The sequence below is a fragment of the Variovorax sp. P4_D9 genome (assembly GCF_056401695.1).
The window spans coordinates 1-9086 of the sequence record NZ_JBFUIU010000357.1 but is presented as its reverse complement, the minus strand read 5'-3'; the positions used below and the strand labels follow the sequence as shown (position 1 = coordinate 9086).

Genomic DNA, 9086 nt, shown 5'->3' with positions numbered 1-9086 from the left:
CGCAAAGCTCGAAGCCAACGGCGCCGCTGTCGTGGCCAGCAAGTCCGAGGAATATGCGCAAAGCCTCGAATCGGAGATTGCGTTGACAGAGAAGATGATGAAGGCCACCAACGTCACGGCGCAATAAGTCCCGCTGCCCCGGACGTGAAGGGCCACTGCGGGCCCCGCGGGATCCCATGTACCCCGTGTATGACCGGTTACCCCGATTGCGGACCTAGACGCCAGCCATACGAAGGTGTGGAGTTGGCTGCATCCTGCCTTCCAGCCATGAAGCCCAATTTAGGTCGCGATGAAACTCCGAGGGCGCAACGGTGCACTCCGGTGCACTCCGGGCCTCTGTGACGGGTGTCCGGCTGCTGGCCGCGGTGCAGACGATGAGCCTGAGCACCTTATGCCTCTTGCGCGTCCCGCACCCGCATGACGGTGGCGCGGCTGGTCTTCAGCGCGCGCGCCACGGCGGCGACCGCTTCGCCCGCTGCAAGGCGATTGACCGCTTCCTGCGCCTGGGCCACGGTCAGGGCGCGCGGACGCCCCAGCACCTTGCCCTCGGCCTTGGCGCGGGCCAATCCGGCCTGGGTGCGCTCGACCAGCAGGTCGCGCTCGAACTCGGCGACGGCCGCGATCACGCCCATGGTCATCTTGCCGGCTGGGCTGGTGAGGTCGACGCCGCCCAGCGCGAGGCACTGCACGCGGACGCCCATGCCGGCGAGGGCCTCGACCGTGGCGCGGACGTCCATCGCGTTGCGGCCCAGTCGATCGAGCTTCGTGACCACCAGCACGTCGCCCGCCTCCAGCTTGTCGAGCAGCTTGCCGAAGCCCTTGCGCTCGGACGCTGGCGTGGAGCCCGAGATGGTCTCGGTGATGACGCGGGCCGGTGCGATCGCGAAGCCGTGGAAGAAAGTAAATCCGATCCGGCCACGCGCGCCGTTTGCCTCTGGCGGCTGCTGTCGTAGTCACAGATTTAGCGTCGCAAGAAAGAAAGTAAATCCGGTACTTCGCAACCGCGCAAAGCAAATTCGATACTTCGCGAATCCAATGTGTCGAGGGCTCCGTAAGGTGTTGAATCACGAGGAGTTTCGCGCCACGCTTCTCGAGCCGGTGGACGCACCACGCCCACGAGGTGCTTCGCAGATTGAGGGCTTCAGCCCCAATCTGGGCAGACGGGGCCGACTGTTCATTCGGTCGACGATCGATCAGGTGGCTTCGCCTGGAAGCCGCCCCGGCGGTGCTGCGCCTCTGTAAGCGCCCTGTTCGCTTGAGTTCTGCATCCAAGCCTCGGCTCGTTGATTTCTGGGGTCCAGCGTGACGATGGCGAACAGTTGCTGCTCGTCGATGATGGTCAGGATGAACTCGCCCCAACAAGGGTGCGTGAGTTGGGCGATGCCGGAACAGCGGTATCACATTTACTTTCCAAAGTGGCCAACCCCTTGCTGGATGCGGCTCGCCGCGCACAAGGCTCTTCAGACCACGGGGAGTTACACTTTTACCGTCACGTTTGGAACGGATTCACTTTCTTCTACGCCTCGCGCTGACGCCAGTCGCCGCTCACATGATTCAGATGGCAAGCATATGCCGTCCGTTGGCGATCACCTCGCGACCTGAGTCTGAGCCTCGAAGCCCTCGGCGCGGCAGACATGACAGTCGCTGCGCATGTAGCGGCGATCCGAACCGCTTGACCTTCGTCAAATGAGCGACGTCTCGCTCCTGCATGATCGTTCCCCTATGGAGCTCTCATGACAATTCGCCATCTTGACCGCCTGCTCTCGCCGACCTCGGTCGCCGTCTTCGGCGCCTCCAACCGACCCGGCAGTGTCGGCGCCACCGTCTGGCGCAACTTGCGCGCGGGCAGCTTTGCCGGCCCCGCCTACGCCGTGAATCCCAGGCACTCCTCCCTGGACGGTGTGCCAGTGTTTGCAAAGGCGGCGCAACTGTCGGCGGCGCCGGACCTGGCCCTCCTATGCACGCCGGCAGACACGATCGCGCAACTGGTGGCCGAACTCGGCGCGCTCGGCACCCGTGCAGTCATCGTCATGACGGCGGGACTCAGCACGGCGCAGAAGCAATCGGCGCTCGACGCAGGGCGCCCGTATCTGATGCGTATCTTGGGGCCCAATTGCATCGGCCTGCTGAGTCCGCACATTGGCCTCAACGCCAGCTTCGCCCACACCGACGCGCTGCCCGGCGAAATCGCTTTCGTGTCGCAATCCGGCGCACTGGTCACTGCCATGCTCGATTGGGCCAACAGCCGAAGGATCGGCCTGTCTCACCTCGTGTCGCTCGGCGACCATTGCGACGTCGACTTCGGCGACTTGCTCGATCACCTGGCCAACGATGCCCGCACCCGGTCCATCCTGCTTTACATCGAGTCGGTGGAATCGCCGCGCAAATTCATGTCCGCCGCGCGCGCGGCGGCACGCAACAAGCCGGTGATCGTGGTCAAGGCCGGGCGCGCGGGCAAGGGCGTGCAAGCCGCTGCCAGCCACACGGGCGCGCTGGCCGGCTCCGACGTCGTCTATGACGCGGCCATCCGGCGCGCGGGCATGTTGCGGGTCGACACGCTGCAGGATCTATTCATCGCCGCCGAAACGCTGGCGCGCTTTCGCGGCAACCGCAGTGAAGCGCTCACCATCATGACCAACGGCGGTGGTGCCGGCGTCATGGCGGCCGACGCAGCGGCGCGCGCCGGCGTTGCGCTCGCCGAGCCCGGCGACGCGCTGATGGCACGGCTGAACGCAGTGCTGCCGAGCCATTGGTCGCATGCGAATCCGATCGACATCATCGGCGACGCACCCATCGAGCGCTACACCGCCACGCTCTCGACCCTGCTGGCCGACGAATCGACCGGCGCCGTGCTGTTCATCCACGCGCCGACCGCGATCGTGCGCAGCGACGACATCGCGAGCGCTTGCCTTCCATTGCTGCGCCGGACCGTTCCGCGCGTCATGAGCGCGTGGCTCGGGGACGCCGCAGTCGCGCAGGCGCGCCAGGTCTTCGAAGAGGCCGGCGTGCCCGACTATCCGACGCCGGAAGAAGCGGTTCGCGCTTTCGCGATGTTGCAGACCTATCGGCGTAACCAGGACATCCTGATGGAAGCGCCCAGCGCCAGCGAGCAGCCGGCGCCGGATGTCGCTGCGGCGCAGCTGCAACTCGACACGGCGCTGGCGGAAGGCCGTGATTGGCTGGGCGAGCAGGAAGCCAAGACCGTGCTCAAGGCTTACGGCATCCCCGTCGTTACGACGCTGAAGGTCGCTGCGTCGGCCGAGGCCATATTTTCCGGAGCACGCGAGGTGGGCTATCCGTTGGTGATCAAAGTCGACTCGCGGGACATCACGCACAAGTCCGATGTCGGCGGTGTCATGCTCGGGCTTCGCGATCAGGCATCGCTGGACCGCGCGGTCAGCGACATGCTGCGGTCCGTGCATGCCGCCCGGCCCCAGGCGCGCATCGATGGCTTCACGCTGCAGCCCATGGTGCGCCGCAAGCACGCGCAGGAGGTGATCGTCGGCGCTCGAATTGACAGCGTGTTCGGTCCTGTCATCCTGTGCGGCCAGGGCGGGACTGCGGTGGAGGTCACGGCGGACAGCGCCGTCGGGCTGCCTCCGCTCAACCGGAGCCTGGCGCGTGAACTCGTGTCACGCACTCGCGTGTCGCGTCTTCTGGCCGGCTACCGCGACCACCCGCCCGCGCAGATGGATGCGCTGTACGATGTGCTGATCGCGGTGTCCCAGATGCTCGCGGACTTGCCGCAACTGGCCGAACTCGATATCAATCCGCTGTGGGTCGACGAGAACGGTGCACTGGCGCTCGACGCGCGCATACGCGTCGCGGCCGCGCCTGGCGCCGGCGCGGACCGATTCGCGATCCTTCCCTACCCCACGCAGTGGATGCGCACCTATGTCTGGAACGATCGATCGATCACCGTGCGACCCATCCGTCCCGAAGACGAGGCCCAGCACCGGCGCTTTCTGGAACAACTCGACCCAGAGGATGTGCGCCTGCGTATCTTTCAGATGCGACGCGAGCTTCCGCGCAGCGAACTGGCGCGACTGACCCAGATCGACTACGACCGGGAAATGGCTTTCATCGCCGAGGCCATCGATGCGCAGGGCGTGCCCGAGACGCTGGGCGTGGCACGCACGGTGAGCGATCCAGACCGCGTTGAAGCCGAGTTCGCCATCATCGTACGCTCCGACCTCAAGGGACTCGGGTTGGGAAAGCTGATGTTCGAACAACTGATCGACCATGCAAGAAGCCGCGGCATCGGCCGACTCGTCGGCCTCGTACTGCGCGAGAACACGCGCATGCTGAGCTTGTCGCGCACCATGGGCTTCAAGGCAGATCCGATCGAGCCGGACTCCTCGGGCGTGCGGCGGATGGTCAAGACTTTGGACGACAACGGCGGGGCTTGATCCATCGCAGGAATGACGCTGCAAAGACGCACGAGCCACGCGCCCGAACCGAAGCGAGGCAGGTACAGTCCGTCGATCGATCCGTCGCGGCCACCAGGGCGGGGGTGTGACAGTCACCGATCAAGGCGTAGTCCTCGATGGGCAAGGGCATAGCGTCAGACCGCGGGCCTGGGGTTGTGCCAACCGCCGTCGGCTGCGATGAGATGGTTCGCGGCCGGCGGACCCCAGCTGCCCGGCGCGTAGAGGATCGAGCGAGGATGGTCGACCAGCACCGGATCCACAACCGCCCAGGCTGCCTCAATGGCACCCTCGCGGGTGAACAACGCTCCGTCGCCGTCCATCGCATCGCCGAGCAGCCGCTCGTACGGACTCTGCTCGTCCGGCTCTTCTTCAAGCAGGCGAAACTCCCGCTGGTCGCCGGCGAACTCCTTGCCGGCGCGCTTGACCCGTGCTCCCAATGCAATCATCGAACGCGGCGACAGATGAAAGCGCAGGTAGTTCGCATCCTCGCGCACCGCCGAGTCCGCAAACAGGTTCTGCGGCGGCCGCTTGAGGCGCACCACCACTTCGCATGCCGTCTCAGGCAACATCTTTCCCGAGCGCAGATACCATGGCACGCCGTCCCAGCGCCAAGAATCGACATGGAGCCGAACGGCGCAATAGGTCTCGACGTCGGAGTCGCGCGCCACCTGTGGCTCGTCGCGATACCCTTCGTACTGGCCGCGCACGATGTCATCGGGCTTGAATGGCCGCATTKCGTCGAACACATCCGCCTTGTGGCGATGGACGGCTTCGAAGTCCCGGCTGGCGGGGGGCTCCATCGCAAGCAGCGCGACGATCTGGAACAGGTGGTTCTGAACCACGTCGCGCAGGCATCCGGCACTCTCGTAGAAGGCGCCGCGTCCGTCGGCGCCGAATTGCTCGGTCAACGTGATCTGCACGCTCGCCACATGGTGACGATTCCAGATCGGTTCGAGGAACGAGTTGGCGAAACGGAAGTACAGGATGTTCATGATCGCTTCCTTGCCGAGGAAGTGATCGATGCGGAAGACAGCGTTTTCGGGAAACACCTCCAGCGCGACGCGGTTGAGTTCACGAGCCGAGGCAAGGTCGCGGCCGAACGGCTTCTCAACGATCACGCGTGCGTTCGCAGCAAGTCCGGCGGTGCCGAGGCCCCGAATGACGGTGGCAAAAAGCGACGGCGGTATTGCCAGGTAGTGCGCCGGGCGCGCAAGTGCACCCAGCGTCTGCTTGAGCATGGCAAAGGTGTTGGCATCGTTGTAGTCCCCGCTCACGAACTGCAGCTGCAAGAGCAGCCGCTCGAGCGCAGGTGCATCGTCGACACCATGATCGCCCTCGATGCTCGTCCGCGCGAATGCGCGAAATCGTTCCAGGCTCCACGCCGAAGAGGCCACGCCGATCACCGGCACGGCCAATGCGCCGCGTTTGCACAGGGCGTACAGCGCCGGAAAGATCATCTTGTGCGTCAGGTCTCCGGTCGCACCGAACACCACCAGTGCCTCGGACGAAACGGCCACTTGCGAAGGGATGCGGTTCATGTCAAGCCTTCAACTCTGGATCTGCGACGAGTACTTCGACATGGCCGCCGAACTCCCGCCTCATCGCCGACTGCACGCGATTGGCAAAGTCGGCCGCGCCGCGCGAACTAAAGCGCGCGTAGAGCGCCGCACTCAACACCGGCGTCGGCACGGCCTCGTCAATGGCAGCCTGGATCGTCCAGCGGCCTTCCCCAGAGTCGGAAACGCGGCCCTGAAAACTTCCCAGCGCCGGATCGGTGGCCAGCGCGGCGGCCGTCAGGTCCAGTAGCCACGATCCGATCACGCTGCCGCGACGCCAAACCTCGGCAATCTCCGGCAGGTCCATCTCGTACTGGTAATGCCCGGGCTCGCGCAATGGTGTCGTCTCGGCATCGACAGCCGCTACGTGCTGACCCACATTGGCGTGTTTCAGGATGTTCAGTCCCTCGGCGTAGGCCGCCATGACACCATACTCGATGCCGTTGTGGACCATCTTGACGAAGTGGCCCGCGCCGTGCGGCCCGCAGTGCAGCCAGCCTTGATCGGCCGTGCCTGCGCCGGGGCGGCGACCTGGGGTCGGGACAGCAGCGCCCGTGCCGGGCGCCAGCGTCGCGAACACGGGGACGAGGTGCTGCACGGCAGCCGCATCGCCGCCGATCATCAGGCAGTACCCACGATCCAGGCCGGCGATACCGCCGCTGGTCCCGACGTCGACATGGTGGATGCCTGCTTCGTGCAACGCGGTAGCGCGGCGCAGATCGTCGTGGTAATAGGAGTTACCGCCGTCCACGACGATGTCGCCGGCCTCCAGCAACGGCGTCAACTGATTCAAGAGACCATCGACCGCCGCGGCAGGAACCATCAACCAGATCGAGCGCGGTCGCGCCAGTGTCGATACCAGGTGCCGCAGCGATGCGGCGCTGGTCGCGCCGAGCGCAACAAGTTGCCCCACACCTTTTGGATGCCGACCATAGACGATGCAGTCGTGCCCGCCGCGAAGGAGTCGGGTGGTCATGCTGGCCCCCATGCGGCCAAGACCGATCATGCCGATTTGCATTCTCTGTACTCCCTTGACAAGGATTCGTACGATGGCTTCGCATTTGCTACCGCCATCACCGGCCAGACAATTAAACAATCGGCAACAGAGATGCCGATAGTTCACTTTGGGCTAAGCCCCGTCCAAAAGAACCGGCAATTCGATTCGGCACCAGTCCGAATCCATCCGACGATCGTCGTCAACACCGCGCGGCTTGGTACGGTAGCGATCAGCGTTGTCGGCTCCGGATATTCGACGAGGCATGGGTAACCTTCAACATACCGCCACTGTGAACGGTGTGTCTGTGCGCTGTCGCACGCACGATGATCAGGACCACCGCACTGCGCAAGCGCAAGGATCAGACTGTGGATACCTGCCGTCACTTCTGGCAGGCCGCTGAAGTACCAAGCGCGTCGAAGTCACCCTGCGCACTGAGGAAGGCGACTGGGCGATTTCGACGTTTCCAGTCGGCTGCCTTCGCCGCTCTTGCCGCTTCCAGGACGGGGTTTTTCGGCACTCTCTGACCCGCTACGGGGCCAGCGGACGGACTTCCGCCAAGGTCCGCATGCGCACGAGGTTGTAGGCGGCCAGCCCGCGCTACGACCTGGATCGATTTCGGGCATCATCTCGGGTATTGGGCACAGCGCCGAAGCGGTGTTGAATCGGTGCGCGCAGTGATGGTGTTGACCAACTTGCCAGAGTTGGGATTCAGGTCGGTCCAGTCATTCTCCTGGCGGATGTTCGTGAGGCGCTGGAGGATGTAGAAACACACGCCCCCTAGCCCACTTCTATGGGGACTTGTTTGTCAAGCCTTTTCAGTCAACGTTTCAATGAACAATTACTTGATTGCGTAACACCTGTGTATTGCTGAGCCGATGAGGGATTTGCATGGCATTGGTCGCGCATCGTGATCCGAGGTTGGGGTTGTGACGAGCGTTCGAGCCAGTGCCCGGACGAACTTCTATCCGTGCAGGGCGTGGACACCCTGCACCTCATGCCGCATGCGCGCGAGGCGCACTGGCAAACCCCGGTTAGCGACGCGCCCCATCTGAATTGACGGTCACTTTGCAGTGACCCTAGGCGGGCGCGTCGACCTTTGATCATCATGATGCGTTCCTTGCCAGCGTTGGAAGAGAGCTGTTCGGGACTTCAGGCAGTGGTCGGCTTGTGCAAGGCTCCGGCCGGGCGCACTCCGACGATCTGGTTACGTCGGCGTGCCACTGGCTCTATGACCACCGTATCCTGATCCCCGGCCAACGCCGTGTCCAGGACTGGGCCCGAGATTCCGTTCGCCTCAATCGAAGCCCGCATCTGCAGCGCGATCGCCCGCGAGGTTTCCCCTTCCGCGATGCGCGGCCTCGGCGGCGTCAAGCGCCAGCATGGCAACGAGGGCAGCTTCAGCGGTCGGATCGAGGTCCCTCAGGCCGAGGTAGTCCTTGGCCCACTGCTGGTGTTCGTACAGCGTCGGACGGCGCTCGTAGAGGCTGCGCAGGCTCGCGATCGTCAGCGTCGGTGCCTGCAGCACTTCGGCCACATACCGCATCGACGCCACCAGTGCCAAGCTGGAAGAACTGCTGGAGGTCGAAGTCCGTTAGGCGACCGGGCAGGGTTTCCAGGCCGACGAAGCGATAGACATACGTGGACATGACCGACCAGATCAGGCTGTCGGCGGAATGTACATCGCCGTCGTTCCGGATGCTCGATGAAGAGTGAGGAATGGCACTTTCATTGCGGATTGATACGGTCGCGAGCAATTTCCCTTTGAAGATCAACAGCTTGCGCGCGTACTTCCCGAACAGCTCAGAGAGCAGCGCCAGCGACTTCGACCTCCCGGCCATCGTCAATCGTCAATTCTGCTTCGACCTTGGAGAAAATGAACTTGCCCGGCACTCCGGTCGGGTCGGTGGTCACGCTGATCGTGTCCTTCGGCCCGAAGCTGCCGTCGAGCAGCAGCTTCGACAGCGGGTTCTCGATCCGCTGCTGGATCGCCCGCTTGAGGGGCCGCGCACCGAACACCGGATCGAAGCCGACCTTGGCGATCTCGGCCAGCGCCGCCGGCGACACCTCGAGGCCGAGGTCCATCTTGGCCAGGCGGTCCTTCAG

6 protein-coding genes and 2 pseudogenes are annotated in these 9086 nt (G+C 64.3%); 2 read left to right on the top strand and 6 right to left on the bottom strand.

The features are described 5' to 3' along the window. Positions 1 to 389: 389 nt before the first annotated feature. Positions 390 to 890 (bottom strand): annotated as a pseudogene (locus tag AC1DY5_RS30715) (recombinase family protein); the annotation flags it as partial. 429 nt (positions 891 to 1319) lie between these two features. Between AC1DY5_RS30715 and AC1DY5_RS30710 the strand changes: the two are divergent. Together AC1DY5_RS30710 and AC1DY5_RS30705 are read left to right on the top strand one after the other, a co-directional pair. Next, positions 1320 to 1532, top strand: a complete 213-nt coding sequence (locus AC1DY5_RS30710) for a hypothetical protein (protein ID WP_478117617.1) — start codon at positions 1320 to 1322, stop codon at positions 1530 to 1532. Positions 1533 to 1733: 201 nt separating this feature from the next. Continuing rightward, positions 1734 to 4409 carry a bifunctional acetate--CoA ligase family protein/GNAT family N-acetyltransferase gene (locus AC1DY5_RS30705; RefSeq protein WP_478117615.1) on the top strand — a complete coding sequence of 892 codons (2676 nt, stop codon included), beginning with the start codon at positions 1734 to 1736 and terminating at the stop codon, positions 4407 to 4409. 155 nt (positions 4410 to 4564) lie between these two features. Here the strand turns inward: AC1DY5_RS30705 and zwf are convergent, their stop codons facing one another. From zwf to AC1DY5_RS30680, 5 genes and pseudogenes are all read right to left on the bottom strand, one after another. Then, complete coding sequence (zwf, locus tag AC1DY5_RS30700) at positions 4565 to 5968, bottom strand: glucose-6-phosphate dehydrogenase (RefSeq protein WP_478117614.1); 1404 nt, start codon at positions 5966 to 5968, stop codon at positions 4565 to 4567. Position 5969: 1 nt separating this feature from the next. Beyond that, a complete protein-coding gene (gnd, locus tag AC1DY5_RS30695; RefSeq protein WP_478117612.1) occupies positions 5970 to 7004 on the bottom strand; it encodes a phosphogluconate dehydrogenase (NAD(+)-dependent, decarboxylating) in 1035 nt (344 codons plus the stop codon). Between the two features lie 601 nt (positions 7005 to 7605). Then, positions 7606 to 7764, bottom strand: a pseudogene (locus tag AC1DY5_RS30690) (aconitase X); the annotation flags it as partial. A gap of 513 nt (positions 7765 to 8277) precedes the next feature. Then, the gene (locus tag AC1DY5_RS30685) at positions 8278 to 8544 is read right to left on the bottom strand and encodes a DUF4158 domain-containing protein (protein ID WP_478117610.1); all 267 of its coding nucleotides are present in this window, start codon (positions 8542 to 8544) and stop codon (positions 8278 to 8280) included. Positions 8545 to 8783: 239 nt separating this feature from the next. Next, on the bottom strand, positions 8784 to 9086 hold a 303-nt coding region (locus AC1DY5_RS30680; protein WP_478117608.1), incomplete at its 5' end, for a hypothetical protein.

What these genes read in the sequence shown, in the direction of transcription:
- AC1DY5_RS30705 (WP_478117615.1), top strand. Translation starts at nt 1,734, where the DNA reads ATGACAATTCGCCATCTTGACCGCCTGCTCTCGCCGACCTCGGTCGCC.
- gnd (WP_478117612.1), bottom strand. Translation starts at nt 7,004, where the DNA reads ATGCAAATCGGCATGATCGGTCTTGGCCGCATGGGGGCCAGCATGACC.